This window comes from Sphingomonas sorbitolis, assembly GCF_036663875.1.
GTDB lineage: Bacteria > Pseudomonadota > Alphaproteobacteria > Sphingomonadales > Sphingomonadaceae > Sphingomonas.
In genome coordinates, this window is record NZ_JAXOJS010000005.1 from 402,449 (window position 1) to 428,503 (window position 26,055).

23 protein-coding genes are annotated in these 26,055 nt (G+C 66.5%); 11 read left to right on the top strand and 12 right to left on the bottom strand.

The window, feature by feature from the left end; all coding sequences use genetic code 11:
• Positions 1-18 precede the first annotated feature (18 nt).
• Together tsaD and U1763_RS16800 are read left to right on the top strand one after the other, a co-directional pair.
• Positions 19-1,044: a tRNA (adenosine(37)-N6)-threonylcarbamoyltransferase complex transferase subunit TsaD gene (gene tsaD, locus U1763_RS16795; protein WP_332756086.1), complete on the top strand. Its 1,026-nt coding sequence runs from the start codon at positions 19-21 to the stop codon at positions 1,042-1,044.
• Positions 1,041-2,018, top strand: a complete 978-nt coding sequence (locus U1763_RS16800; RefSeq protein ID WP_332756087.1) for an NAD(P)H-dependent glycerol-3-phosphate dehydrogenase — start codon at positions 1,041-1,043, stop codon at positions 2,016-2,018. The genes tsaD and U1763_RS16800 overlap by 4 nt, the downstream gene beginning before the upstream one ends.
• A gap of 183 nt (positions 2,019-2,201) precedes the next feature.
• Here U1763_RS16800 and U1763_RS16805 read toward each other — a convergent pair whose 3' ends face one another.
• Both U1763_RS16805 and U1763_RS16810 read right to left on the bottom strand, forming a co-directional pair.
• A complete protein-coding gene (locus U1763_RS16805) occupies positions 2,202-4,058 on the bottom strand; it encodes an AsmA family protein (protein ID WP_332756088.1) in 1,857 nt (618 codons plus the stop codon).
• Between the two features lie 155 nt (positions 4,059-4,213).
• Positions 4,214-4,372, bottom strand: a complete 159-nt coding sequence (locus U1763_RS16810; protein ID WP_082441494.1) for a DUF1674 domain-containing protein — start codon at positions 4,370-4,372, stop codon at positions 4,214-4,216.
• Positions 4,373-4,475: 103 nt separating this feature from the next.
• Between U1763_RS16810 and U1763_RS16815 the strand changes: the two genes are divergently transcribed.
• The 6 genes from U1763_RS16815 (at position 4,476) to U1763_RS16840 (ending at position 12,132) form a co-directional block, all read left to right on the top strand.
• Entirely contained in the window at positions 4,476-5,753 is a 1,278-nt protein-coding gene (locus U1763_RS16815) for an RsmB/NOP family class I SAM-dependent RNA methyltransferase (protein WP_332756089.1), read from the top strand.
• Between the two features lie 173 nt (positions 5,754-5,926).
• Positions 5,927-6,583 (top strand): ribulose-phosphate 3-epimerase, encoded by a 657-nt coding sequence (gene rpe, locus U1763_RS16820; RefSeq protein WP_107955398.1) that lies wholly within the window; start codon positions 5,927-5,929, stop codon positions 6,581-6,583.
• 17 nt (positions 6,584-6,600) lie between these two features.
• Positions 6,601-8,316, top strand: coding sequence for a heparinase II/III family protein (locus tag U1763_RS16825; RefSeq protein ID WP_332756090.1), 1,716 nt, complete (start codon positions 6,601-6,603; stop codon positions 8,314-8,316).
• 232 nt (positions 8,317-8,548) lie between these two features.
• Complete coding sequence (purH, locus tag U1763_RS16830) at positions 8,549-10,111, top strand: bifunctional phosphoribosylaminoimidazolecarboxamide formyltransferase/IMP cyclohydrolase (RefSeq protein ID WP_332756091.1); 1,563 nt, start codon at positions 8,549-8,551, stop codon at positions 10,109-10,111.
• A 321-nt stretch (positions 10,112-10,432) separates the two neighbouring features.
• Entirely contained in the window at positions 10,433-10,771 is a 339-nt protein-coding gene (locus U1763_RS16835) for a P-II family nitrogen regulator (RefSeq protein WP_056053652.1), read from the top strand.
• A gap of 11 nt (positions 10,772-10,782) precedes the next feature.
• Positions 10,783-12,132 carry an ammonium transporter gene (locus U1763_RS16840; protein ID WP_332756092.1) on the top strand — a complete coding sequence of 450 codons (1,350 nt, stop codon included), beginning with the start codon at positions 10,783-10,785 and terminating at the stop codon, positions 12,130-12,132.
• A 606-nt stretch (positions 12,133-12,738) separates the two neighbouring features.
• Here the strand turns inward: U1763_RS16840 and U1763_RS16845 are convergent.
• Genes U1763_RS16845 through recQ form a run of 3 tightly spaced genes read right to left on the bottom strand, consistent with a single transcriptional unit; the run spans position 12,739 to position 15,361 of the window.
• Positions 12,739-13,170, bottom strand: a complete 432-nt coding sequence (locus tag U1763_RS16845; protein WP_332756093.1) for a hypothetical protein — start codon at positions 13,168-13,170, stop codon at positions 12,739-12,741.
• Positions 13,167-13,595 carry a protein tyrosine phosphatase family protein gene (locus U1763_RS16850; protein ID WP_332756094.1) on the bottom strand — a complete coding sequence of 143 codons (429 nt, stop codon included), beginning with the start codon at positions 13,593-13,595 and terminating at the stop codon, positions 13,167-13,169. Before U1763_RS16850 ends, U1763_RS16845 begins: the two co-directional genes overlap by 4 nt.
• Complete coding sequence (gene recQ, locus U1763_RS16855) at positions 13,592-15,361, bottom strand: DNA helicase RecQ (protein ID WP_332756095.1); 1,770 nt, start codon at positions 15,359-15,361, stop codon at positions 13,592-13,594. The genes U1763_RS16850 and recQ overlap by 4 nt, the downstream gene beginning before the upstream one ends.
• Positions 15,362-15,531: 170 nt before the next feature.
• Between recQ and U1763_RS16860 the strand changes: the two genes are divergently transcribed.
• Complete coding sequence (locus U1763_RS16860) at positions 15,532-16,605, top strand: type I restriction endonuclease (RefSeq protein ID WP_332756096.1); 1,074 nt, start codon at positions 15,532-15,534, stop codon at positions 16,603-16,605.
• Between the two features lie 488 nt (positions 16,606-17,093).
• Here the strand turns inward: U1763_RS16860 and U1763_RS16865 are convergent, their stop codons facing one another.
• Positions 17,094-18,923 carry an ABCB family ABC transporter ATP-binding protein/permease gene (locus U1763_RS16865; RefSeq protein WP_332756097.1) on the bottom strand — a complete coding sequence of 610 codons (1,830 nt, stop codon included), beginning with the start codon at positions 18,921-18,923 and terminating at the stop codon, positions 17,094-17,096.
• Between the two features lie 134 nt (positions 18,924-19,057).
• Between U1763_RS16865 and U1763_RS16870 the strand changes: the two genes are divergently transcribed.
• A complete protein-coding gene (locus U1763_RS16870; RefSeq protein ID WP_332756098.1) occupies positions 19,058-19,288 on the top strand; it encodes a hypothetical protein in 231 nt (76 codons plus the stop codon).
• 130 nt (positions 19,289-19,418) lie between these two features.
• Here U1763_RS16870 and U1763_RS16875 read toward each other — a convergent pair whose 3' ends face one another.
• The 4 genes from U1763_RS16875 to crtY form a co-directional block, all read right to left on the bottom strand.
• A complete protein-coding gene (locus U1763_RS16875; protein WP_332756099.1) occupies positions 19,419-20,369 on the bottom strand; it encodes a phytoene/squalene synthase family protein in 951 nt (316 codons plus the stop codon).
• 184 nt (positions 20,370-20,553) lie between these two features.
• Positions 20,554-21,135 (bottom strand): LOG family protein, encoded by a 582-nt coding sequence (locus U1763_RS16880; RefSeq protein WP_332756100.1) that lies wholly within the window; start codon positions 21,133-21,135, stop codon positions 20,554-20,556.
• Between the two features lie 197 nt (positions 21,136-21,332).
• Positions 21,333-22,811, bottom strand: a complete 1,479-nt coding sequence (locus U1763_RS16885; RefSeq protein ID WP_332756101.1) for a phytoene desaturase — start codon at positions 22,809-22,811, stop codon at positions 21,333-21,335.
• Positions 22,808-23,974: a lycopene beta-cyclase CrtY gene (gene crtY, locus U1763_RS16890; RefSeq protein WP_332756102.1), complete on the bottom strand. Its 1,167-nt coding sequence runs from the start codon at positions 23,972-23,974 to the stop codon at positions 22,808-22,810. Before crtY ends, U1763_RS16885 begins: the two co-directional genes overlap by 4 nt.
• 214 nt (positions 23,975-24,188) lie before the next feature.
• On the opposite strand from crtY, the gene U1763_RS16895 reads away from it, so the two are divergent.
• Positions 24,189-24,746 carry a GNAT family N-acetyltransferase gene (locus U1763_RS16895; RefSeq protein ID WP_332756103.1) on the top strand — a complete coding sequence of 186 codons (558 nt, stop codon included), beginning with the start codon at positions 24,189-24,191 and terminating at the stop codon, positions 24,744-24,746.
• On the opposite strand, the gene U1763_RS16900 is transcribed toward U1763_RS16895, so the two are convergent.
• Both U1763_RS16900 and U1763_RS16905 read right to left on the bottom strand, forming a co-directional pair.
• Positions 24,730-24,918: a hypothetical protein gene (locus U1763_RS16900; RefSeq protein ID WP_132895730.1), complete on the bottom strand. Its 189-nt coding sequence runs from the start codon at positions 24,916-24,918 to the stop codon at positions 24,730-24,732. The two genes, U1763_RS16895 and U1763_RS16900, sit on opposite strands and share 17 nt — an antisense overlap.
• 487 nt (positions 24,919-25,405) lie before the next feature.
• Positions 25,406-25,816, bottom strand: a complete 411-nt coding sequence (locus tag U1763_RS16905; RefSeq protein ID WP_332756104.1) for a DUF8788 domain-containing protein — start codon at positions 25,814-25,816, stop codon at positions 25,406-25,408.
• Between the last annotated feature and the right edge of the window lie 239 nt (positions 25,817-26,055).

The following is a 26,055-nucleotide window of genomic DNA, read 5'->3' on the forward strand; positions in this document are numbered from 1 at the left end:
CCCCTATACAGACACGCGATGATCATTCTCGGCATCGAATCCTCCTGCGACGAAACCGCCGCCGCGCTCGTCACCGGCGACCGTCAGGTCCTCGCGCACCGCCTGCTGGGGCAGGAAGCCGCGCACGCCCCGTTCGGCGGCGTCGTCCCCGAAATCGCCGCGCGCGCGCATGTCGAGGCGCTCGAGCCGCTGATCGTTGCCGCTCTGGCCGACGCGAAGCTGACGCTCGCCGATGTCGACGCGATCGCCGCGACCGCCGGGCCGGGGCTGATCGGCGGCGTCATGGTCGGGCTGGTGACGGGCAAGGCGCTCGCGCATGCCGCGGGGAAACCGTTGATCGCGGTCAATCATCTAGAAGGCCACGCGCTGTCGCCGCGTCTGTCCGACCCGGATCTCGAATTCCCCTATCTGCTGTTGCTAGTCTCGGGCGGCCATTGCCAGCTGCTGCTGGTCGAGGGCGTCGGCGCGTACCGGCGGTTGGCGACGACGATCGACGACGCGGCAGGTGAAGCCTTCGACAAGACCGCCAAGCTGCTTGGCCTGGGCTTTCCCGGCGGTCCCGCCGTGGAACGTGCCGCCGCACTCGGCAACCCGAAGGCGGTCCCGCTGCCACGCCCGCTCAAAGGCTCGGCCGAACCGCATTTCTCGTTCGCTGGCCTCAAGAGCGCGGTCGCGCGCGTGGTCGGCCAGTATTCGCCCGAGGACCTCGCCGCCTCGTTCCAGGCCGCAGTCGTCGACTGCCTGATCGATCGCACGACCAAGGCGTTGCGGACCGCACACGGCGCCACCGCGCTGGTCGTCGCGGGCGGGGTCGCGGCCAACACCGCGGTCCGTGGCGCGTTGCAGTCCCTTGCCAGCGCGCACGGCCTTCGCTTCGTTGCGCCGCCGCTCTGGCTCTGCACCGACAACGCCGCGATGATCGGTTGGGCCGGCGCAGAGCGCTTCGCCGCCGGCCTCACCGACCCGCTCGACGTCGCCGCCCGCCCGCGCTGGCCACTAGATCCGAACGCCGAAGCGGTGCGTGGCGCAGGAGTGAAGGCATGAAAATCGGCGTCATCGGCGGCGGAGCCTGGGGCACCGCGCTCGCGCAGGTCGCCGCGCACGAAGGCCGCGACATCATCCTCTGGGCGCGCGAAACCGCCGTCGTCGAGTCGATCAACACGGCCCACGAAAACGCGCTCTTCCTCGCCGGCGTCGCGCTCTCCCCGACGATCCGCGCGACCGACGACCTCACCGCGCTCGCCGACATGGACGCGATCCTAGTCGTCGCCCCCGCGCAGCACGTCGGCAGCGTCCTCGCCGCCGCCCCGGTCGGCCGCATCCCGCTCGTCCTCTGCGCGAAGGGCATCGAAGCCGGCAGCAAGCGTCTCGTCGGCGAAGTTGCGCGTGCCGTTCACCCGAACGCGCCGATCGCCGTCCTCTCCGGGCCCACCTTCGCGCACGAAGTTGCCGCCGGCCTCCCCACCGCCGTGACGCTCGCCTGCGAGGATGCCGACCTCGGCGAACGTCTCGCCACGCGGTTGGCCGCGCGCCACTTCCGGACCTACGCCTCGACCGACGTCGCCGGCGCGGAGATCGGCGGCGCGGTGAAGAACGTCCTCGCGATCGGCTGCGGTGTCGTCGAGGGGGCAGGGCTCGGCCAGAACGCGCGTGCTGCCCTCATCGCGCGCGGATTCGCCGAGATGACTCGCTTCGGCCTAGCCCGCGGCGCCCGCGCGGAAACGCTCGCTGGCCTCTCGGGATTGGGCGACCTCGTCCTCACCTGCTCCTCGACCAGCTCGCGCAACTTCTCGCTCGGCGTCGGTCTGGGAAGGGGCGACTCCGCCGCGACTTTGCTCGCCGATCGCCGCACCGTCGCGGAAGGCGCCTTCACCGCCCCCGTCCTCCGCGAAGCCGCGCGCGACGCCGGGGTCGACATGCCGATCACCGAAGCCGTCTGCCGCCTGCTGGAAGGCGCCCCGGTAAGCGACGTCATCGGCGACCTCCTCGCGCGTCCGCTGAAGGGCGAGGCGGGCTAAACTTCCGTTACCGCGCTCGACCGCGCGATGCTCACTACCACCCCGGCGAAGGCCGGGGCCCAATTGGCAAGGTCGGTGTAACGCAGGGCTGCCCGCTGTTACCTTGTTCGCCCAATTGGGCCCCGGCCTCCGCCGGGGTGGTATTTGAACGAAGCGAACGAGTCCGGGATGACTGGGTGGACACTACCGCAACACCCGCGCCGCCAACCCGGAGCAATCCGCATCGCTCGCCGTCGGCCCCTGCTTCCCGGTAATCGCGCGGCCGATCGCCTTGAAGATATTCCCCACCGACTTCACCTCGGGCGGGATCGTCACGTTGGGCCGCTCGATCGTCCCGGTCATGTACGCCGACCCCGGCAACCGCAGCAGCGCATGCTGTTTCGGCGTGCCGGTCAGCCGGATGTTCAGCGTCTCCCCCGGAAACACCACGCTCCCCTGGCCGCGCAACTGACTGGCGGTAGTATCGACGATCATCGGATCGACCCGCCCTTGCCCGCCCGTCACGTCGAGCTTCAGCACTACGCAGCGCAGCCCCGCCCGCTCGCCATCCTTCGCCAGCAACGCGCGCGCCGCATCGAACCCCAACGCGGCGGCGATCCCCTGCGGCAACTGGCCATCGCGCGCGACGAACCCGATCGTCCCGTTCGACCGCCCGACCGCCGCGCGGATCGTCTCGCCCGGCCCCTTCAGCCGCACTCGCGCGCTGACGTTGCCGCTGAAATCACCACCGCCGCCCGCCAGCGCCTGGACGCTGCTCCCGCGCAACCTGAGGTCGATATCGACCGTCGGCACTTTGCGGTCGCCGCGCTGGTCGACCGTCACCTTGCCGGTAACGTTGCCATGCGACAGCCGCGCGACCAGCTCGCTCAGAGTCAGAAGCTGATGATCGATCGCCAGCACGCCCTTGGCGGACAGGATCGGCGACACACCGTTACCGCTCACGATACGCCCGATCCGAAACCCCATCCGCGCATCTGTCCTGTCGATCTTGCCGATATCGATCCGCGTGTTCGGCACCAGTCGCGGCCCGATCGCCCGCTCCAGCGCGGCGCCCTCGGCCTTGCCCTCGTCCGACGCCAGATCGCCGAAATCGAACTGGCGCGAGACGATGTCGCCATCGACCTTGCTGCGGCCAGCCTGCTTGTCGACCGTCACGTGCCCCGCGAAATCCGACCGCCCGACCACGCCCTTCAACTGCGTAACCGTCCATTTCGGCTGGTCGTGACGGACGTGTGCGCTGAACGACACCGGCTGCGTGCGGAACAGCCCCGCCTCGATCACCGCGTCGATCAGCTTGAGATCGGTCGCGCGCGCCGTCACGTCGAGGCTCATCGCGTCGGTATCGAGCGGCCGGTCCATCAGCCCCTTGGCGGCAATCGAAAGCGCATCGCCATCGATCGACGCGGTGAACGGCCACGGCTTGCCCTGAAATTTCTCCACCGAAGGCCCCGCGACCGCGATCCGCACCGCCGCCCCGCGGATCGTGCCGCTCCCGTTCGCGCGGATACCATGCACCGGATCCGACATGAACCGCGCGGTGACGAAGCGGTCCTGCTTGTCGTCGCGATACTCGATCACGCTGTCGCTGATCGCCAGCCCGTCGAGATCGGTCGAACTGCCGCCGCCCTTGGGCTTGCCCGGCCGCTCCCAGTTGGTCCGGCCATGCTTGTCGCGCACCAGCACCAGATGCAGTCCGCGCGCCTTCACGTCGCGCGGCCCGAACGCGCCCTTGAGCAGGCCGAGCCCGGAGAACGTCGCCTCCGCCTCGCGCAACTGCACGAAGTCACCCTTGCCCGCCCAGTCGGCCTGCGGGATCCGCACGTTCGTGATCCGGATCGTCGGATTGAACCCGAACGCGTCGACCCGCTCGATCCCGCCGATCGTCACCGGGCGCCCGAACCGCGCGGTCAACTGCCGCTCGATCACGCCTTTCAGCGATCCCCACGGAAACGCGGCAAGCCCCACCAGCCCCAGCACGAGCACGCTCGCGACAACGATGCCGGTGACTTTAACCCAGCGTTTTGCGAAGAATCCCCTCATCATAGCGGCGACGCGCCGCCGGGGAAATCGTTCCGCCTGCGTCAGGACCGCTGCCGCAGATTACATCCGTCATCCTGACGAAAGTCAGGATCCCGAGCCGAATACGGTGCCGTTCGTGATCCTGGATCCTGACTTTCGTCAGGATGACGGGGGGATCAGAAATCGATCGCCATGCCCTTCAGCTCCCAATCGCCATAGCGCGTAGGATCGCGCGGCTCGGGGTCCTTGTCCGGCACGATCGCCTCGGGCTTCGGCACCGGCGTATTCTTCGCAAGATATTCTGGCGGCTTCAGATGATCGGGGCGCTGGCCCATCGCGGCTCTCCGGATTTGCGTGTTGGCGTCGTAACCGCCACATGGGCTCTGCCGCGCCGCTTTGCCACAAGCCGCGCGCAAACCGAACGCGAAGGACCTTCATATGCCCGACTATACGCACGCCCCCGAACCGCTCGGCGTCCCCACCCGGCGCGCCGCGCTCCGCCTGCTCGACGCCGTCCTGCGTCGCGGCGAGTCGCTCGAATCCGCACTCCCCGCCGCCACGCGCGCGATCCACGGCCCAGACCGCGGTCTCGCCCACGCCATCGCCGCCGAGACGCTGCGCCGCCTCCCCGATCTCGACGCGATGATCGATTCGGTGACCAAGACCAACCTGCCCGACGATGCGAAGGCGCGCATGGCGCTCCGCATCGCGCTGGTCCAGGTGCTGATCCTCGGCACCCCCTCGCACGCCGCGATCTCGACGGTGTTGCCGCTGGTCGACGGCGGCCCGCGCAAACTCGTCCACGGCGTGTTCGGCACGCTGTTCCGCGCCAACATGCTGCTGCCCGAGGTGCCGACGCTGCCGGCCCCCGTCGAACTGCGCTGGGAAGCCGCGTGGGGCGAGGAGATGGTCGACGCCGCAGGCCGCGCGATCGCGCAGGTGCCGCCGCTCGACCTGACGATCGCGGACCCGTCCGAGACCGAAGGCTGGCGCGAGAAACTCGGCGGCGAAAGTTTCATGCCCGGGCATCTCCGCCTCGGCGACCATGATTCGGTCCCCGACATGGCAGGCTTCGGCGACGGCGCCTGGTGGGTGCAGGACATCGCCGCCTCGCTCCCCGCACGTCTGCTCGGCAAAGGGGAGGGCCACGTCCTCGATCTCTGCGCGGCGCCCGGCGGCAAGACGCTGCAGCTCGCGAGCGCAGGCTGGACCGTCACCTCGGTCGACAATTCGCAGAGCCGGATCAAGCGCCTCCGCGAAAACCTCTACCGCACGCATCTAAAGGCCGAGGTCGTCAACGCCGACATCCTCGAATGGGCCCCCGCCGAGCCCGCCGACGCGATCCTGATCGATGCGCCGTGCAGCGCGACGGGCATCTTCCGCCGCCACCCCGACGTCCTCCACCGCGTCCGCCCCTCGATCATCGCCGAGACCGCGGCGTTGCAGGCGCGGATCTTCGCGCGGGCGGCGGATTGGGTGAAACCCGGCGGCACGTTGGTGTACGCCACCTGCTCGCTCGAGCCGTCGGAAGGCGAAGCGCAGCTCGACGCGTTCCTCGCCGCCCGCAGCGACTACACGATCGCCCCGGTCGACCAGTCGGAACTCCCCGCCGGCATCACCACCACGGAAACCGGTACCATCCGCACACTCCCCAACATGCTGGCCCACCAAGGTGGCTGCGATGGTTTCTTTATCGCGAGACTGAAGCGCGCCTAAATAAATCCTCCCCGCCAGGGGGAGGTGGCTGGCACTTGCCAGACGGAGGGGGAGGAAAGGGGAACCGAGATTGCGAGTTCCTCCCCCTCCGTCACCTGCGGTGACACCTCCCCCTTGCGGGGGAGGATCCAGAAGCCCTTCGCACCACGCCAATCCCGCGCTAGGACAATCCCATGCAACCCGTCCGCATCGCCCCCTCGATCCTCTCCGCCGACTTCTCGAAACTCGGCGAGGAAGTCCGCGCCATCGACGCGGCCGGCGCCGACTGGATCCACATCGACGTGATGGACGGCCATTTCGTCCCCAACATCTCGTTCGGCCCCGCGGTCATGAAGTCGGTCCGCGGCGTCACCACCAAGCCGTTCGACGTCCACCTGATGATCTCCCCCGTCGACGCCTATCTCGACGCGTTCGCGGAGGCCGGCGCCGACTGCATCACCGTGCACTACGAGGCCGGCCCGCACATCCACCGCTCGCTCCAGCACATCAAGGGCCTCGGCAAGCGCGCCGGCGTCGTCATCTGCCCCGGCACGCCGGCCAAGATGCTCGACTACCTCATGGACATGGTCGACCTCGTCCTAGTGATGAGCGTCAACCCGGGCTTCGGCGGCCAGAGCTTCATCCCAAGCCAGCTCAAGAAGATCTCAGCGATCCGCACGATGATCGAAAAGAGCGGCCGCGCAATCGATCTCGAAGTCGATGGCGGCGTTGACGCGGAGTGGGCGAAACGCTGCATCGAGGCCGGCGCCGACGCGCTGGTCGCGGGCACCTCGGTCTTCCGCGGCGGCCCCGACCACTATGCCGCCAACATCGCCGCGTTGCGGGGGTGAACGAACCGCGTGATCTTGTGATCGATCCCGCGCCAGACGGGATCGACGAAGGCCGCCGCCTGATCCGGCTCGGCGGCGACAAGGGGCTGTCGCTCGCCGATCGCCTGGCCGAACGCTTCCACCGCCTGACGTGGCGCACCCCGCTCCACACGCTGCGCCTCAAAGGGCGCTATCCGCTGAAGCTGATCGCGGTTCCCGACGACCCCATCCTCGGCGACATCCCGCGCGGTACGATGCTGCTGGAAGGCGTCCTCTCGTTCCGCGGCGAAGCGCGCGATATCGAGACGCTCGATCTTACAAAGCCGCTCCCAAAACCCTTCGCAGAATACCTCCACAGTTTCGCGTGGCTGCGCGACCTGTCGACCGTCGCGACCCGCGCGAGGGGCGCACCGATCGCCGAATACCTCATGGGCCTCTGGCTGACCGCGCATGCCGACACGCAAGGCGGGATCGCATGGCGTCCCGACATGTGGGGCCGCCGGATCCTCGCCTGGACCGCGCACGCGCCGCTGATCCTGTCGTCCTCCGACCAGATCTACCGCTCGAAGGTCCTCAACGCGCTCGCAAAAGGTGCACTCCACCTCGATCGCACCGCCGACAAGGCCCCGGCCGGCGCCCCCCGCATCGCCGCGTGGTGCGGAGTCGTCGCGGCCGGACTCCTCATCCCCGGCGGCGAGCCGCGCCAGGCGTTTGGCGAGGCCGGCCTGCTCCGCGCGCTCGGCACCGGTCTGTTCGACGATGGCGGCTCGGTCTCGCGCAGCCCGGCGATGCTGCTCGACTCGATCCAGCTGCTCACCCTCCTCCAGGAAAGCTACGCTGCGCGCAGCGCCGAACTCCCCGAGACGGTCGCGGTCACGCTCACGCGGATGGTCGCGGCGTTGCTCGGTGTCGCGCACGCCGATCGCGGCCTATCGAGCTGGCAGGGTGGCGGCCCCGCCAGCGAAACGCAGGTCGCCGCAGTCATCGAAGCCAGCGGCGTCCGCACCCGCCCCCTCCGCCAGGCGCGCGACTGGGGCTATCAACGCCTCGCCGCCGGCACCGCGGTGCTGATCGTCGACGCCGCCCCACCGCCGATCGCGCGCCTCGTCGAAGGCGGCTGCGCCTCGACGCTCGCGTTCGAATTCTCGGATGGCCCGGCGCGGATCGTCGTCAACTGCGGCGGCGCACGCGCGGGCATCGCGCAACTCCCGCCCGCGATGGTCGAGGGTTTGCGCTCCACCGCAGCCCACTCCACGCTGACGATCGCCGACAGCAACTCGACCGCGATCCTAGCCGACGGCACGCTCGGCCGCGGCGTCGGCGAAGTCGAACTGAGCCGCCAGGAATCGGATGCCGCCAGCCGGATCGAGGCGAGCCACGACGGTTACGTCCGCCGCTGGGGCTTCCTCCACCGCCGCCAGCTGATGCTCACCGGCGACGGCCGCGAACTCCGCGGCGAGGACGCGCTGTTGCCGCAGGGCCGCAAGCGCCGCGCCGGCCTGTCGCTGTTCGCGATCCGCTTCCACCTCGGCGAAGGCGTCCAGGTCTCCCCCACCGCGGACGGCCTGGGCGCGATCCTTCGCTTGCCGGGTGGTCCCTTGTGGCAATTCCGCTGCCGCGGCGGCGCGCTGGTGGTCGAGGACAGCGTCTGGATTGACGCCGATGGTCGCCCGGTCGCGACGCAGCAGCTGATGATCACCGGCGAAGCTGCGGCAGGCGGCGCGAGCGTTAGCTGGGCGTTGAAGAAGGCCTGACTGCCACACCACTGGGATTAATGCGCCACCCCGGCGAAGGCCGGGGCCCAATTGGGAAACGTCGCTAACCGGGGACGGCACTCCGTTATTGCCACCTTTCCACTTGGGCCCCGGCCTCCGCCGGGGAGGTGCTACCTTTATTGAGTGGATCGACAAAGCGGAGGAGCCCTGTTCCCCGACGTAAACCAACGCTAAGGCACCGCCGCACGGCGACTCCCGACGAAAGACTCCCATGACCAGCATCCCGATCAAGCGCGCGCTCCTGTCCGTCTCCGACAAGACCGGGATCGTCGATCTCGGCAAGGCGCTGGCCAGCCACGGCGTAGAACTCGTCTCCACCGGCGGCACCGCCACCGCCCTCCGAGCCGCCGGCCTCGAAGTCCGCGACGTCAGCGAACTCACCGGCTTCCCCGAAATGATGGACGGCCGCGTGAAGACGCTCCACCCGATGGTCCATGGCGGCCTGCTCGCGGTCCGCGACGATGCCGGCCACGCCGCCTCGATGGCCGAGCACAAGATCGGCGCGATCGACCTTGTCATCGTCAACCTCTACCCGTTCGAGGCTACGGTCGCAAAAGGGGCAGATCGAGAAACGGTGATCGAGAACATCGACATCGGCGGCCCCAGCATGGTGCGCTCGGCAGCCAAGAATCACGCCTATGTCGCGATCGTCACCGACCCCGCCGACTATGCGCTGGTCTCGGGCGGCACCACCACGCTCGACGACCGCAAGAAACTCGCCGCAAAGGCCTTCGCCACCACCGCAGCCTATGATTCGGCGATCGCGACGTGGTTCGGCACGGTAGATCAGGCCGAGGAATTCCCCGCCACGCTGCCGATCACGCTCAAGCGCGGCGACAGCTTGCGCTACGGCGAGAACCCGCACCAGTCCGCCGCCTTCTACACCGCAACCGGCACCGTCCGCGGTATCGGCCAGGCCCGCCAGCTCCAGGGCAAGGCGCTCAGCTACAACAACCTCAACGACGCCGACGCCGCACTCGAACTGATTGCCGAATTCCGCGACGCAGAGCCCTCCGTAGTTATCGTTAAACACGCCAACCCCTGCGGCGTCGCCACCGGCGCCTCGCTCGCCGACGCCTATGCCGCAGCGTTCGCCTGCGACACCGTCTCCGCGTTCGGCGGCATCATCGCCGTCAACCGCACGCTTGACGCCGAGACCGCGCGCCAGATAACCGGCATCTTCACCGAAGTCGTCGTCGCCCCCGATGCCGACGAGGAAGCGATCGCGCTGTTCGCCGCCAAGAAGAACCTCCGCCTGCTCCTCACCGGCGAGCTCCCCGATCCCGCCCGCCTCGGCCTCACCGCCAAGTCGATCGCCGGCGGCTGGCTCGTCCAGGGTCGCGACAACGGCACGCCCGGCGAGCTGAAGGTCGTCACCAAGCGCCAGCCGACCGAGCAGGAACTCCTCGACTGCCGCTTCGCCTGGACCGTCGCCAAGCACACCAAGTCCAACGCGATCGTCTACGCCAAGGACGGCAGCACCGCGGGCATCGGCGCCGGCCAGATGAACCGCCTCGAATCCGCCCGCATCGCCGCGTGGAAGGCGAAGGACGCCGCGGAGAAGGCCGGCTGGTCCACCCCGCGCACGATCGGTTCGGCGGTCGCGTCGGACGCGTTCTTCCCCTTCGCCGACGGTCTGCTGGCAGCGGTGGAAGCCGGTGCGACCGCGGTGATCCAGCCCGGCGGCTCGATCCGCGACGCCGACGTCATCGCAGCAGCAGACGAAGCCGGCCTCGCGATGGTCTTCACCGGCATGCGCCACTTCCGCCACTGAGTTTGGCATGGGGCTGGCGGGGGCAAGCAAACCCGTCACCCCCACCCACCCCGTCACCCCACCCACTCCGTCATGCCGGGCTCGTTCCGGCATCCACGGTTCCGCAAACCAAACGCTCGTAAGTACGCGGCACGGTGGATGCCGGAACAAGCCCGGCATGACGGGGAAATAGGTGCCCGTTTTTCGAGCACCTGCACCGCACTGCACAAGTTTTAACCGCCAATATCCCTCGGCCCGCCCCCGCAAGCACGCCTCACCCCTCCACGCCCAAATTGGCACGCACATTGCGAGGCACCTCCCGTAACAAGGGGAAGGGGCGCGATGAAACTCGTCATTGCCATCATCAAGCCGTTCAAGCTCGACGAGGTGCGCGAAGCGCTCACCACGATCGGCGTGGCGGGCATGACGGTCACCGAGGTCAAGGGGTTCGGCCGTCAGAAGGGCCAGACCGAGATCTATCGCGGGGCCGAGTACAGCACCAACATGGTGCCGAAGATCAAGATCGAGGTGGTCTGCGCCGCCAGCCTGTCCGACCGCGTGGTCGAGGCGATCCAGGCATCGGCGAACACCGGCGCGATCGGCGATGGCAAGATCTTCGTGCTCGACGTCGGCCAGGCGGTGCGGATCCGCACCGGCGAAACCGATGATTCAGCGCTCTGAGGGGGGACGAGATGAAGCATGATTTGAAGAAGGCCGCCGTCGCGGCTCTAGGGTTCGGCGCGACGATGATCGCCGCCGCACCCGCCTGGGCACAGGCTGTAGCCGCACCGGTGGTCGCGCCCGTCGTTGCTACCGTGAACAAGGGCGACACCGCCTGGATGATGACGTCGACGCTGCTGGTGTTGATGATGATCGTCCCCGGCCTCGCGCTGTTCTACGGCGGTCTCACCCGATCGAAGAACATGCTGTCGACTATGACCCAGATCGGCGCGGTCGCGTGTCTCGCGATGCTGTTGTGGGTCATGTACGGCTACACGATGGCGTTCGGCGACGGCGGCGGCGAGTATATCTCGGGCTTCGGCAAGGCGCTGCTCCGCGGCATCACGCCCGACTCCACCGCGGCCACCTTCACCGCGGGCGTCGCGATCCCCGAATATGTCTTCATCTGCTTCCAGATGACGTTCGCCGCGATCACCGTCGCGCTCGTGCTCGGCTCGGTGGTCGAGCGGATGAAGTTCTCGGCGGTGATGGTGTTCGCCATCGTCTGGCTGACGATCGTGTACTTCCCGGTCGCGCACATGGTGTGGGCATCGGGTGGCAAGTTCTTCAAGATGGGTGCGCTCGATTTCGCCGGCGGCACCGTCGTCCACATCAACGCCGGTGTTTCGGCGCTCGTGGCGGCGCTGATCCTTGGCAAGCGCCTCGGCTACCCTACCGATCGCATGGCCCCGCATTCGCTGACGATGACCGGCATCGGCACCGGGCTGCTCTGGGTCGGCTGGTTCGGCTTCAACGCCGGCTCGGCGCTCGAGGCGAACGGTTCTGCGGGTCTTGCGATGCTCAATACCTTCGTCGCCACCGCCTCGGCGGGCCTCGCCTGGATGCTGATCGAGCGCGTCAACGGCCACAAGGGCTCGGCACTCGGCTTCTGCTCGGGCATCATCGCCGGCCTCGTCGCGGTCACGCCGGCGGCGGGCAATTCGGGCCCGTTCGGCGCGATCATCCTCGGCGCGGTCGCCTCGGTGGTCTGCTATTACGCGGTGACGGTCTTGAAGCCGAAGCTCGGCTATGACGATGCGCTCGACGCATTCGGCATCCACGGCATCGGCGGCATGATCGGCGCGATCGGCACCGGCATCGTCTACTCGCCAGCGTTCGGCGGCCCCGGCAAGCCCGATTTCGACATGGGCCACCAGTTGTTCGTCCAGGTCGCGGCGGTCGCCACGACCATCGTCTGGGCGGCGATCGGCACCGTGATCGCGATCTACATCGCCAAGGCGCTGACCGGCTTGCGGGTCTCCGAGGAAGTCGAGCGCGAAGGCCTCGATCTCGGCGAACACGGCGAACGCGCCTACGACTAGTTCGGTAGCGGGCCACCCGAGCCCGCACCCACGACGTTCCTCCTGCGGACAACCTTGGCTCGGTGTGGCAACACACCGGGCCATTTTTTGTGTCGATCGAAGTGATACTTCGATCGAGTGTGAGGGGGGCGGGCGCACCTCTTCTGTTCTCCCGCGAAGGCGGGAGCCCAGGACCAAGCAAAGCAACGGCGGTTCAATTCCCCTCCCGCTTGCGGGAGGGGTTAGGGGAGGGGCCGACGTACGTACTGGCGTCCGGTCCATGAGGCTAACCCCTACCGCAGGCGGAAGGGGAGCCGACAAATGCTATCCCCCGACCCTGCCTGCCACATAGTCCTATGCGCCAGCACCACCCCGGCCTCCGCCGGGGTGGTGCGGAGCCCCGATACGACCAGCGCAAACACCCCCACCCGTTCGTGCTGAGTAGCGACCGAGTAGCTCCGTCAGGAGCGTATCGAGGGCGCGTATCGAAGCACAGGCCCCGAGTGCCAACTTGTCCTTCGATACGCCGCTTCGACAAGCTCAGCAGCTACTCAGGACGAACGGGGAGGGGGAGCGGGGCGAGAGACGGGGGAGCGCGTAAGCGGCGACCCCAGCAAAAGCCCGCGCCTAAACCCGCACGCCCTTCGGCGCCAACCGCCGGATATCGAGCACATCGACCCGCGACAGCATCACCGCGCCGAGCATCTTGTCCCCGGTCTCGACCAGGATCCCTTCATGCGTCGCGCGCACCGTCCGCCACGCGACCTCGCGCACCGCGAGCCGCTTGCCGACCCGCTTCACCGCCGCGACGCGTCCGTCGTCCGCCACCGCCAGCGCCCCCTGGCCATCCGCGCCGACCACGGCGCCCGCCACCGCGAACCCGTGCAACTGCGCCTGCGCCGCATCCGCCGCCTCTTCCGGCGTCTCGATCTTTACCACCCGTCGCGCCCGAACGAACGCCCAGGCAATGACGAGACCAACGATCACCAGCACGGCCACGACCGAGCCGCCGATCGCATAGGGCCCGACCAGATAGGGCCCGATCGCGACCTGGCTCATCGCGGCCCTGCGAGCGCGTCCAGCATCGGGCGGATACCGCGCAGGTCGTACCCGGCGTCCTCGGCCTGCGCGAGCAGCAGGTTCGGGTTCCGCCCAGCCTTCGCCGCCGCCAGCGCCCACAAATTGCAGCTCCGCGTCCCCGATCGGCAATAGGCCAGCACAGGCCCGTCCGAGTCGGTCAGCGCCTGCGTCATCGCGTCGATCTGCGGATGCGAGAACCCCGCATGCGTCACCGGAATCGAAACGTACTTCAGCCCAGCCGCTTCCGCCGCCGTGCGGATCGCGTCACCCGAAGGCTGCCCAGCATCCTCGTCGTCCGGCCGGTTGTTGACGATCGTCTTGAAGCCCGCCGCGGCGATGTCCGCGACCTGCTCGACCGCGATCTGCGGCGCGACCGAAATACTTTCGTTGATGTGCCGTATCATGCAGACTCGCGGATCACCTGGAGGAAGGCATCCCCATAGGCGTCGAGTTTCCGCGCGCCAATGCCTGATAACAGGCTTAGCTCGGCCCGCGACGCCGGCCGCTGCCGCGCAATGTCACGCAACACCGAATCGTGGAAGATCACATACGGTGGAACGCCCGCTTCCTTCGCCAGATTGCGCCGGCGCACGCGCAGCGCCTCGAACAGCGGATCGTCCACGGGGTTCGGCACGGCGCCAACCGCACCCTTGCGCCGCCGCTCGCGCCTCGGCGGCAGGACGATCGAAACTGCCGCTTCACCCTTCAGGATAGCCTTCGCCGCCGGCCCGAACTCAAGCCCACCATGCGGATTGGTCCGCAGCGCATCCTTCAGCATCAGCGCCCGCGACACGGGCTTCAGCAACGCCACCTCGTCGCCCTCGACGATGCCGTACACCGACAGCGCCTCATGCCCGTTCATCAGGCTCCGCTCGCTGGACACGCCCGTCAGGATGCCCTCGATATACCCGACCCCGTACATCTGCCCGGTCCGAAACACCGCCGACAGGAATTTTCGCGCCGTCTCGGTCGCGTCGACCGCATCGACGTTACCGAGGCAATTGTCGCAATTGCCGCAATCCTCCAGCCGCTCCTCGCCGAAATGCTTAAGCAGGATCCGCCGCCGACACCCGGCCGTCTCGACCAGCCCGCCCATCGCGGTCAGCCGCTGCCGCTCCCCCGCCTGCCGCTCGGGCTCCACTTCCCCGATCCGCTGCCGAGCGCGCGCGAAATCCTCCGCGCCCCAGAACAGATGCGCGATCGCCGGGTCGCCATCACGCCCCGCGCGCCCGGTTTCCTGATAGTAAGCCTCGATCGACTTCGGCAGCCCGGCATGCGCCACGAACCGCACGTCGGGCTTGTCGATCCCCATCCCGAACGCGACCGTCGCGCAGATCACCATGTCCTCGCTCGCGACGAAATCCGCCTGGTTCTTCGCGCGCACCTGCGGATCGAGCCCCGCATGATACGCCCGCGTCGGCCGCCCGCTCCGCCCCAGCGCCTCCGCCAGCTTCTCGGTAGCCGCACGCGTCTGCGCGTACACAATGCCCGGCCCCGGGATCTTCTCCAGGATATCCGCGATCTGCCGATTGACGTTGTCGCGCCCCGAAATCGCATAGCGGATGTTCGGCCGGTCGAACCCCGACACGATCAGCCCTTCCTGCGAGATCCCCAACTGCTCGAGGATATCGGCGCGCGTATGTGCGTCAGCCGTCGCGGTCAGCGCGAGCCGCGGCACATCCGGAAAGCTGTCGAGCAAAGGCCGCAGCAACCGGTAATCCGGCCGGAAATCATGCCCCCACTCGCTAACGCAATGCGCCTCGTCGATCGCGAACAGGCTGATCCGCGCTTGGCTCAGGAGGTTCCGAAAACTCTCGTTAGAAGCGCGTTCGGGCGCGACATACAGCAGGTCCAGATCGCCCGCCCGAAACCGCGCGATCGTCTCCTCGCGATTGGTATCTACGCTCGTCAAAGTCGCCGCCTTGATCCCGACCGCGGTGGCGGCCCGCAACTGGTCATGCATCAACGCGATCAGCGGCGACACGACCACGCACGTCCCCTCCAGCATCGTCGCCGGCAACTGGTAGCACAGCGACTTGCCCGCCCCGGTCGGCATGACGGCGAGCGTCCGCTGCCCCGCGAGCACCCGGTCGACCACATCGCGCTGCACGCCGCGGAAATCGGGAAAACCAAAGATGCGCTGGAGATCGGGAAGGGGGTCGAGTGCCATCGACCCGGACCTAGGGTTCGTTCCCCGCCGCCGCAATGCATGATCCGCGATCCTGCCCGATCCTGCCGCGTTCACGACTAGATCGAAATCGGAGCAGATTGTTTCGGTACCGTCATGGACCACCCGAACTTCCCTGCGCATCCTCCCCCGTTCAATCCGGGGGGACGCGCATGGAACTGAGTATCAGGCTGGCCGAGCTGCAAAAGCGCACGATCGAGCACCGCGAGGTGCTGCTGACCGAGGAAGCGGCGAAGACCGCGCTCGTCATGCCGTTCCTTCAGTCGCTCGGCTACGACGTCTTCAACCCGTCCGAAGTCGTCCCCGAATTCACCGCGGACGTCGGCACCAAGAAGGGCGAGAAGGTCGACTACGCGATCTGCGCGGGTGGCAAGGTGTCGATCCTGATCGAGTGCAAGCCGTCCTCGGTCCAGCTCAACGTCAATCATGCCGGGCAATTGTTCCGCTATTTCAGCGTCACCGACGCGCGGCTCGCGGTGCTGACCAACGGCGTCGTCTACCACTTCTACTCGGACATCGAGCGCCCGAACAAGATGGACGACAAGCCGTTCTTCACCTTCACGATGGACGCGATCAAGCCCGGCGACATCCGCACGCTCGAGAAGTTCACCAAGGCCGCGTTCGACATCGACAAGATCGTCCAGGAGGCGGGCAACCTCAAGACGCAGTCGCTGATCCGCCTCGAACTGGAGAAGGAGTTCGCCGAACCCTCCGACGAGTTCGTCCGGATGATGGCGCAGCGCGTCCACGGCGGGCGCCTGACGCCGGCGATCAAAGACGGGTTCGCCAAGCTGCTCGCGCCAGCGATCGCCGCGCTGATCCGCGGTTTCGTCAACGAACGCCTGTCGTCCGCACTGAAGGCGTCGAGTCCGGTCGAGGACCTGCCGCCGGGTGCGTCCGACGATCCCTCCGACGGTGACGGCATCGTCACCACGCAGGAGGAGATTTCCGGCTTCCACATCATCCAAGCGATCGCGTCGCGCCTGGTCGACCCGAAACGCGTGATCGTCCGCGATGCGAAGTCGTACTGCGCGATCCTGCTCGACGACAACAATCGGAAGACGGTCGCGCGGATGCACTTCAACGGCATCACGACCAAGTATCTCGGCATGTTCGCCGGCAAGGACGAGACGCGGCATCTGCTGTCGGATTTGACGCACATCTATCAATATTCGGACGCGATCGAGGCCCGGTTACGCGAACTGGATTCGGCGATCCCAGCGTAGCGGCCGCCCCGGGTCCCCGCTCTCTTCTGTTCCCCCGCGAAAGCGGGGGCCCAGGACCCAGCAGAGCCATTGCCCGTGATTCCTGGCGGCCCGCGTTCGCGAGGGAACAGAAGGGGCGGCGTACGATACGCTGCTCGTCTTTAACGCTTCACCCGGCATCCAAACCACCACCCCGGCGGAGGCCGGGGCCCAATTGGAAAGGCGGCAATGACGACGCGCTGTCATCCGTTAGCAACGTCCCCCAATTGGGCCCCGGCCTTCGCCGGGGTGGTGGTTTGGGTGGACTCACACTCTTCACTTCCGTGTTTCCCCGCGAAGGCGGGGACCCAGACTGGGCTCCCGCCTTCGCGGGAGAACAAGGAGGGGTAAGCTACCGGTGAAACGCGGCCGCCCCGGTATTTACGGGGGTATTTACGCGCCAAAGACCGCAAGTATCTGACGTTGCGAAGGGGCGTGGCGAGCATTCCTCACCGACTACCCCGACGCCCCTACTCCGCCGCCAACGCCCCATCGTCATCCCCCGCGCGCTCCTGCGCCTGCCGGTTCCACATCTCCGCATACACGCCGCCCTGCCGCAGCAGGTCCGCATGCGTCCCCTTCTCGACGATCCGCCCCGCTTCCAGCACGACGATCTGGTCCGCATGCACCACCGTGGAGAGCCGGTGCGCGATCACGATCGTCGTCCGCCCGCGCTCGATCGCCTCCAGCGTGTCGAGGATTTCCGCCTCGGTCCGACTATCCAGCGCCGACGTCGCCTCGTCCAGGATCAGGATCGGCGGGTTTTTCAACAGAGTCCGCGCGATCGCCACGCGCTGCTTCTCGCCGCCCGACAGCTTCAACCCGCGCTCGCCGACACGGGTCGCATAACCCAGAGGCTGGCGCTCGATGAACCCGGCGATCGCCGCGCCCCTCGCCGCCGCCTCGACCTCGGGCATCTCCGCCCCCTGGCGACCGTACGCGATATTGTACCCGATCGTGTCGTTGAACAGGACCGTATCCTGCGGCACGATTCCGATCGCCGCGCGCAACGATGCCTGCGCGACTTCGGAAATATCCTGCCCGTCGACGGTAATCCGCCCGCCCGTCAGATCGTAGAACCGGTACAGCAACCGCGCGAGCGTCGACTTCCCCGCGCCCGACGGCCCGACCACTGCCAGCGTCGATCCCGCCGGCACGTCCAGTTCCAGGTCACGCAGGATCGGCCGCCCGGCGTCATACCCGAACGACACGCCCTCGAACCGCACATGCCCCGCGCTCACCGCCAGCGCAGGCGCACCCGGCGCATCGACCACGGTCGCGGGCGTATCGATCAGGTCGAACATCGCCGCCATGTCGAGCGCGCCCTGCCGGATCGTGCGATACACCATCCCCAGCAGGTCAAGCGGCCGGAACAGCTGCGCCAGCAACGTCGACACGAACACCACGTCGCCCGCCGACGCCTCGCCGCGGCTCCACCGCCACACGACGAAGCCCATGCCGCCCGCCAGCATCACATTCGTGATCAGCGCCTGGCCGAGGTTCAGCCACGCGAGCGAATTCTCGCTCTTCACCGCCGCCTCGGAATAGGCCGTGATCGCGCTGTCGTAGCGCCGCGCCTCGCGTTCCTCCGCGCCGAAATACTTCACCGTCTCGAAGTTCAGCAGCGAATCCACCGCATGCGCGACCGCGCCGGTATCGAGGTCGTTCATCCGCGCGCGCAAGGCGTTGCGCCAGTCGGTCACCATCCGCGTGAAGAGGATGTAGCCGACCACCATCACGACGGTCGCGACGACCAGCGGCCAGCCGAACTTGGTCCAGAACAGCCCGAGCACCAGCACCAGTTCGAACACCGTCGGCGCGATGTTGAACAGCAGGAAATACAGCATCGTGTCGATGCTCTTGGTCCCGCGCTCGACCACCTTGGTGACCGCGCCCGTCCGCCGCGACAGGTGAAAATCGAGGCTCAGCGCATGCAGATGGCGAAACACCTGCGCCGCCAGCCGCCGCGACGCGTCCTGCCCGACGCGCTCGAACACCGCGTTGCGCAGATTGTCGAACAGCGTCGTCCCGAACCGCGACGCGGCGTACCCGATCACCAGCAACACGACGAGCGTCAGCGCGGTGCGATCGTTCCCGGCCATCGCGTCGACCGCGTATTTCAACGTGAACGCCGCACCGAAAACCTGGATCAGCTTCGACGCGATCACCAGCAGCATCGCGACGACGATCCGTACCTTCAGCTTGGGCTGCCCCGCCGGCCACAGGAACGGCAGGAAGCGGCGGAGCGTCGGCAGCAAGGGCTGGTCCGCGCGGGTGGAGGTGTAGCTGTCAGGGGGCATGGATCGATGCGATGTAGGTGCAGTCAAGCCCCGGCGAAAGCAGTTGGGGGAACAATCCTGCCGCTTCGTCGCTTTTATCGGTACGTCCTGCCGCAACGGCACGCTCGTAATTGGGCCCGCAACCGGAGAGTGAAATGGAACCGCTGTTCTACGTCATGGCGATCATGGGTTGCGGCGACGGCAATGTGAACTGCACCGAGGCGCGCGTGATCCCGGCGCGCTACGAGACGATGGCGCAGTGCCGCGCGGCGTTGCCCGACCAGCTTGCGCGAAACACCGATGTTCCCTACCCGATGATCGGCGCGAACTGCCGGGCGAGCGGCCAGTTGATGGCGAAGGCCGGCAAAGCCAAGTCGCAGGGCTAGCCCCTCCATTCTTCGTCATGCCGGGCTCGTTCCGGCATCCACCCGTCCCCGAACCCAATGCGTCGGGATGTGCGGAACCGTGGATCCCGGAACACGTCCGGGATGACGGGATGGTCGGGGTAAATAAGCGTCAAACCCTCGGCCGCGTCCACAATCGCGCATCTCTCGGCGTCCTCGGATACAGCGCCTCCCGCCGCGCCGCCTCCCGCGCCGCCGTCGCGATAAACCCCAATTTCTGGATCCCCGACGTGGTAACCCGGTGGTCCCACGCGTGCTCCCCCCGAGCCGCCACGGTCCGCCCGATCGCCCCATAAATCCCCGCCGCCGACAACACCGCCCAGGCCGAGCGGAACGACAGCGCCGGCGTCCCCTCCCGCGCACTCGCCTCGAACGCCGCAGCCCGATCCGCCATCCGCTGCGTCAACAGCGCGAGCCGAGACCGAAACGGCGGCTTCATGTGCTGCCCCGGCGGAAAGTCCATCTCGACCAGCCAGTCCTCGGGGAGGTAGCACCGTCCGACCCGGTCATCCTCCTCGACGTCGCGCGCGATATTGGCAAGCTGGAACGCCATCCCCAGGTCGCACGCACGATCGAGCGTGTCCTCGTCGTCGGGATCGACGCCCATCGCGATCGCCATCATGCACCCGACGACGCCCGCGACATGGTAGCAATATTTGTAGAGGTCGTTCTCCGACCGCGGCCGCCACTCGCGCGCATCGAGCGCGAACCCCTCGACCAGATCGCGCGCGAACCGCTTCGGCAATCGCGTCTCGGCAGCAAAAATCCGCAAGGCATCGAACGCCGGCTCGCCCACGACTTCACCCGCCAGCGCCTGCTCGGTCATCGCCGACAACTGCACTAGCCGGGCAGGGGCGTCGTCAACCACGGTCATCCCGTGCCCATGATCCTGCCCATCCGCGATATCGTCGCACCGCCGGCACCACGCATACAGCAGCCAGGCTCGCTCCCGCGTAGGCTTGTCGAACAAGAGGCTGGCGGCGGCAAAGCTCTTCGACCCGCGCGCGATCGACTCATGCGCGGTAGCCACAATCGCCTCGCGCGAGGGGACGGGGTGGGTCACGACCTACCCCCCAGCGCTACCACCATTGCAGGCACCACCCCGGCGAAGGCCGGGGCCCAGTTGGGGGACATCAATTGGCTGGCGCTGCGCGTCGTTACTGCAACCTTCCCAACTGGGCCCCGGCCTTCGCCGGGGTGGCGGCGAACATTGGGATGGCGGCAGGTGATGGAGTGAGCCGTCAACCTCACAAATCCGACGCGTTCATCCGCACGATCGGCTGCGTCGGAACATGGTCCGCCATCCGGTCGAGCAGCACGTCCAGCGTATCCGCCACGATCAGCAGATCACGGTGTTGCGGCCGCAAAAACCCAACCTCGCCCATCTTCTCCCAGAACGCGATCAGGTGGTCGTAATACCCAGCGGTATTCAGCAACCCCACCGGATCCGCATGATAGCCAAGCTGCGCCCAGCTCAGCGCCTCCCACAGTTCGTCCATCGTCCCCGTTCCGCCCGGAATCGTCACGAACCCGTCGGAGAGATCGGTGAACATCTGCTTGCGCTGATGCATGCCGCTGACGACGTGCAATTCGGTTAGCCCGCGATGCGCGACCTCGGCGTCGACCAGCGCCTGCGGGATAACCCCGATAACCTCGCCGCCGCCCTCAAGCGCCCCATCCGCGATCGCGCCCATCAGTCCGGTCCGCCCACCGCCATAAACGAGGCCGATCCCCCGCTCGGCAAACGCGCGTCCGAGCGCCCGAGCGCCCTCGATATAGGTGGGATCGGCCGGCGTAGCCGACCCGCAATACACAGCAAGTCTCTTCATCCCGCCTCGCTAGGGGAAGCGCGCACGGTGCTGCAAGGGAAGATTTTGTTCGCGCAGAGGCGCAGAGGCGCGGAGATGTAGCGCTTGTCGCGCAGCGACTGCCCAATCACCGTCGACGAACAGATAGTTGTGTCTGCCGACCGAAAAACCGGATGCAACAATCTCCGCGCCTCCGCGCCTCTGCGCGAACAAATTTCTTACTTCTCGCCCTCAAGCATCAACCGAGCAGTCGCCTTCGCACTCCCGACAACCCCAGGAATGCCAGCCCCCGGATGAGTCCCAGCCCCCACGAAGTACAAATTCGGAATATGCTCGTCGCGATTATGCACCCGGAAATACGCGCTCTGCGTCAGCACCGGCTCCAGCGAGAACGCGCTACCCAAATGCGCATTCAGGTCCTCCGCAAAGTCCTTCGGCGCGTACGAGAATTTCGTCACGATCCGCTCGTGAATATCGGGGATCAACCGCCGCCCGATCTCGTCGAGGATACGCTTCTCCAGGATCGGCGCGATCTCGTCCCAGTCGACCGGGAACTTCCCGAGATGCGGTACCGGCGCCAACGCATAAAACGCCGAATGCCCCTCCGGAGCCAGCGAAGGATCGGTCACGGTCGGATGATGTAGGTACAGCGAGAAATCTTCCGACAGCACGCCGTGATCGTAAATGTCCTCGAGCAGCCCCTTATAGCGCGGTCCGAACAGGATCATGTGGTGCGGGATGCCCGGCCACGTGCCCTTGATCCCGAAATGCACCACGAACAGCGACGGCGAATATTTCTTCCGCTCGAGCGACCCGGTCTTGCGCTTGGCACTGCGCGAGGTCGCCAGCAGGTCGCGATAGGTGTGCATGATGTCGCTGTTCGCGGCCACCGCATCCGCCTGACCCGACCAGCCGCTCGCCGTCGTCACGCCCGTCGCGCGATCCCCGAGCGTCTCGATCGACGTCACCGGATCGTCGAGCCGCAGCACGCCGCCCAGCCGCTCGAACTGCGTCACCAGCGCCGCCACCAGCCGGTTGGTCCCGCCGCGTGCGAACCACACCCCGCCGTCACGCTCCAGCTTGTGGATCAGCGCATAGATCGCGCTCGTCGTCATCGGGTTGCCGCCGACCAGCAGCGTGTGGAAGCTCAACGCCTCGCGCAATTTCTCCGACTTCACGAAGCTCGACACGATCGAATAGACCGAGCGCCACGCCTGGTATTTCGCCAGCGCCGGCGCCGCCTTGATCATCGACCCGAAGTCGAGGAACGCGACATGGCCGAGCTTCTCATAGCCCTCGTGAAAGACCCCGGCCGAATATTGCAGGAACTTCTCGTATCCCGCCCAGTCGCCGGGATGCAGCTTCTCGATCTCGGCGCGCATCTGCACGTCGTCGTTGGTATAGTCGAAATTCGTCCCGTCGGGCCAGTTCAGCCGGTAGAACGGCAGCACCGGATCGAGCGTCACGTCCTCGCTCATGTCGCGCCCGGTCAGCGCCCACAATTCGCGCAGGCAATCCGGATCGGTGATCACCGTCGGGCCGGCGTCGAAGGTGAAGCCGTCGCGTTCCCAGAAATACCCACGCCCGCCCGGCTTGTCGCGGCTTTCGACGATCGTCGTCTGCACGCCCGCGGATTGCAGCCGGATCGCGAGCGCCAGCCCGCCGAAACCTGCGCCGATGACTATTGCGGTCTTCATGATGACATACTGCCTGCGATGGCGCGGACGGCGCGCACGATGGGGACGGGGGGCTTGCCGGTCAGAACGCGCGCCTTGTCGGCAAGGGTCGAACGTCCGGCATAGAAACGGCCGATGAGCGATGGTGAGAGGCGGTAGAAGCGCTCGAGGATGCGGTAGCGTTCCTCTGGTTCCGCCGCGCGGAACAACATCGTGTCGAGCATCCGGTAGAAACCGCGCGACTGCCACGTCGCGCGCGCCATCGCATGCGTCGCGTCGTGGAGTTTCGCTCCTGAGAAATCATTGCGTCCCGCCAGCATCGACGCGGTCCGCACCGCGTCGGGCAGCGAATACCCGGTGGTCGGGTGGAACATCCCTGCGCGCATGCCAGCTTTGGCGACATGCGCGCCGCCCGAGCGCCAATAGGCCTCGAAATCGCCGCCCATCGCGACCGGCAGCACGCCAGACTCTTCGCGCACGACGTTGTCGACCGACCAGCCGCGCGCCGCGACATACGCGTCAATCCGATCGCCCAGCACCGGGATATCGAGATCGGGCGTGTCGCTATAATAGGTGTCCTCGACGAACATCCGGTCCGCGCTGAACGGCAGGCAATAGACGAAGCGATACCCGTCGATCTGCGGAATGGTCGCGTCCATCACCATTGGCTTTGGCGCCTCGTGCGGCGCGCTCAACGCGAGTTCGCGCCCGAGGAACTTCTGCCATGCGAGATCGAGCAGCGACAGGTCGCCGGGTCCGCGCGCGTCGATCACGCCGGTGGCTTCGATCCGGTCGCCATCCGCCAGCACCACCGCGGTTGCACTCGCCCCCAACACCTTCCGCTCGAGCATCAGCGCATGCGCAGGGAGCACCCGGCGGACCTCGCGGTCGAGCCGCTCGCTCTCGATCGAATAATAGGTCTCGTCGATCGTCCGCGCATGCGCTGGAAAGCGCACGTCGTAGCCCTGCCACGCATGCACCACGAGCGGGGCGACGATCCAGCGATCTCCTTGCGCCACGTCGCTGCCGAAGAACGACCACAGGTGGTTGCCGCCAACGACCTGCGCGGAGTCGATCAGACGTACGTCTAGCGCAGGATGCTTGGCCTTGAGCGCCAGCGCGATCATCCCGCCGGCCAAACCCGCGCCAACGATCGCGACGTCGCAGGAGATCGTCGATGCCATGCCTCCGACTAGCGCAAAGCGAGAGCCTCGAAAACAACCTTTGCAAACCAATCACCGCCGAAAACAACCTGCATCGTCGGGAGGGCGGGTGAGGGGGCTGACATATGATCCTCCCCCGGCGGGGGAGGATCGAAGGATTACGGCGCCTTTGCCGTGAGAAAGGCGAGGGCAGCGGGTGTTCCCCTCAACCCACCAATGCCGCTAGCCTGCCTCCATGCGCACACTCATATCCGCCCCGACACTCACCACCACCCGCCTGACCCTGACCGGCCACGCCGCCACCGACCTCGAAGACTGCGCGGCGATGTGGGCCGATCCGCGCGTCTTCGCGATGATCGGCGGCCAGCCACGATCGCGCGAAGACGTCTGGATTCGTCTCCTGCGCGCGATCGGCCAATGGACGCTGTTTGGGTATGGCAGCTGGGTCGCGCGCGACGCCGCCGGCCGCCTGATCGGCGAACTCGGCCTGATGGAAGCGCGACGGGCGATTGAACCCCCAATCGACGCGGCTCCCGAAGTCGGCTGGACCCTCACCGGCGCCGCGCAAGGTCAGGGCTACGCCGCCGAAGCGCTCGCCGCGATCCTCGCCTGGACCGACGCGCGTATCCCCGCGACGACCTGCATCATCGACCCCGCCAACGCTCCCTCGATCCGTCTCGCCGAACGGCTAGGCTATCGCCTGCGCACGCAAGGCACGTACCGCGATGCGCCGATCCTGATCTTCGACCGCACCGCGCGCCGAGAGGATCCCGCGATCAGCGCTGCGCAGTAACGACCGGTTTCTGCACCGAGGCGATCGGCATCGGATCGCCCGCGCGATCGTAGAACGCCATCAACACCAGCCCCAAGGCCAGGATGCCGCCCGAGATCACGTAGATCAGCCCCTTCTTGTTGTTGCCCGTATCCAGGTCGGTATCCCCGCGCGCGGCGCTGTGGTTTGCCATGCATCACTCTCCGAATAGGCAGGTCATCCTGCTCTGACACGAAGGCTATCACGAATCCGCGCACTGCATAGAGCCTATTGCAACGGCTAGGGGGCCGCCGGGACAATACCAAGCCTCGGCACCCGCGGAAGGCAGGGTATGTCGAGATGCAGGCGGCCCCAAAAGAACTTGCCCGGACGAACCAGGCCAGCATATCCTCTACGTATCCCGGTTGCGGATCTCGGTCCCAGACGCGCCTCGCCGTCACCACCCCTGTCATGGATTGACGGCATACCTGCCCCCAATCGCCAAATGCGTCCGAAGAGTCGATGTGCGCCTCGAGACTATGTAAACTGACCGAAATCGACGTTTATAAGTATGGAGGGCGGGTAGCAATGCCTCTGGCCGTTACCGCCTATGACACCCGCTCGGAATTTGCCGCATACAGATCGGTCATAACCGACGTATGCCGCAACGCATTTCGAACGGGTGCCACGACATCGCGGGCTTAGTTGGCCGTGACCGTAAAGAACGGATCATAGGAATAGGTCTTGCCCGACATCGAAATGTTCAGGCTGTACTGGTATTTTGCAGATGCCGTCCCCTCATTGATGACGCATGTCCAGTAATCGACGCCCGCAGGTGTTTTCTGCTGTTCGAGATTCTGGAAGATTCCGTCGATGACGCACTGTCCGGTGAACCCGGTGATCGCGATATTGTCGCTCGGATTGATCGGGTAAATCGTCCAGACGGGTACGTCGCCCGCGTCGCACGGCGTGTTCAATTCGTTCCCTGCTTCGGCCGTACCTTCATACCCGGTCGTATCGATCATATATAACCCCTGGGTTATAGTCGTTCCGCTCGCAGTGGACTGTGCAGTTTCGACGTCGACGGCAATCATGATGTTGATCGTGGACATGCTTCATCTCCTAAGCTTCTTGTTAGAAGATAATAGATCAGCATCAATTACGACTCTAATCAAATGTGCGGTCAATGTTCAATTCGGATTATGTTGTTAGATATCTACGTAATTTGAGAAAATAACTACTGAATAAATGTAAATCTATTTAAACAGTTCATAATTAATGAACGCATCAATTTTATTAACATGTACTTCGGCACCAGAATAAGTCTTTTGATCACCAGGCTTTAACCGGC

Bases quoted from the DNA above. Each gene is read 5' to 3' on its own strand.
- tsaD (WP_332756086.1), top strand. From the start codon at position 19: ATGATCATTCTCGGCATCGAATCCTCCTGCGACGAAACCGCCGCCGCG.
- U1763_RS16800 (WP_332756087.1), top strand. From the start codon at position 1,041: ATGAAAATCGGCGTCATCGGCGGCGGAGCCTGGGGCACCGCGCTCGCG.
- U1763_RS16805 (WP_332756088.1), bottom strand. From the start codon at position 4,058: ATGAGGGGATTCTTCGCAAAACGCTGGGTTAAAGTCACCGGCATCGTT.
- U1763_RS16810 (WP_082441494.1), bottom strand. From the start codon at position 4,372: ATGGGCCAGCGCCCCGATCATCTGAAGCCGCCAGAATATCTTGCGAAG.
- U1763_RS16815 (WP_332756089.1), top strand. From the start codon at position 4,476: ATGCCCGACTATACGCACGCCCCCGAACCGCTCGGCGTCCCCACCCGG.
- rpe (WP_107955398.1), top strand. From the start codon at position 5,927: ATGCAACCCGTCCGCATCGCCCCCTCGATCCTCTCCGCCGACTTCTCG.
- purH (WP_332756091.1), top strand. From the start codon at position 8,549: ATGACCAGCATCCCGATCAAGCGCGCGCTCCTGTCCGTCTCCGACAAG.
- U1763_RS16835 (WP_056053652.1), top strand. From the start codon at position 10,433: ATGAAACTCGTCATTGCCATCATCAAGCCGTTCAAGCTCGACGAGGTG.
- U1763_RS16840 (WP_332756092.1), top strand. From the start codon at position 10,783: ATGAAGCATGATTTGAAGAAGGCCGCCGTCGCGGCTCTAGGGTTCGGC.
- U1763_RS16845 (WP_332756093.1), bottom strand. From the start codon at position 13,170: ATGAGCCAGGTCGCGATCGGGCCCTATCTGGTCGGGCCCTATGCGATC.
- U1763_RS16850 (WP_332756094.1), bottom strand. From the start codon at position 13,595: ATGATACGGCACATCAACGAAAGTATTTCGGTCGCGCCGCAGATCGCG.
- recQ (WP_332756095.1), bottom strand. From the start codon at position 15,361: ATGGCACTCGACCCCCTTCCCGATCTCCAGCGCATCTTTGGTTTTCCC.
- U1763_RS16860 (WP_332756096.1), top strand. From the start codon at position 15,532: ATGGAACTGAGTATCAGGCTGGCCGAGCTGCAAAAGCGCACGATCGAG.
- U1763_RS16865 (WP_332756097.1), bottom strand. From the start codon at position 18,923: ATGCCCCCTGACAGCTACACCTCCACCCGCGCGGACCAGCCCTTGCTG.
- U1763_RS16870 (WP_332756098.1), top strand. From the start codon at position 19,058: ATGGAACCGCTGTTCTACGTCATGGCGATCATGGGTTGCGGCGACGGC.
- U1763_RS16880 (WP_332756100.1), bottom strand. From the start codon at position 21,135: ATGAAGAGACTTGCTGTGTATTGCGGGTCGGCTACGCCGGCCGATCCC.
- U1763_RS16885 (WP_332756101.1), bottom strand. From the start codon at position 22,811: ATGAAGACCGCAATAGTCATCGGCGCAGGTTTCGGCGGGCTGGCGCTC.
- crtY (WP_332756102.1), bottom strand. From the start codon at position 23,974: ATGGCATCGACGATCTCCTGCGACGTCGCGATCGTTGGCGCGGGTTTG.
- U1763_RS16895 (WP_332756103.1), top strand. From the start codon at position 24,189: ATGCGCACACTCATATCCGCCCCGACACTCACCACCACCCGCCTGACC.
- U1763_RS16900 (WP_132895730.1), bottom strand. From the start codon at position 24,918: ATGGCAAACCACAGCGCCGCGCGCGGGGATACCGACCTGGATACGGGC.
- U1763_RS16905 (WP_332756104.1), bottom strand. From the start codon at position 25,816: ATGTCCACGATCAACATCATGATTGCCGTCGACGTCGAAACTGCACAG.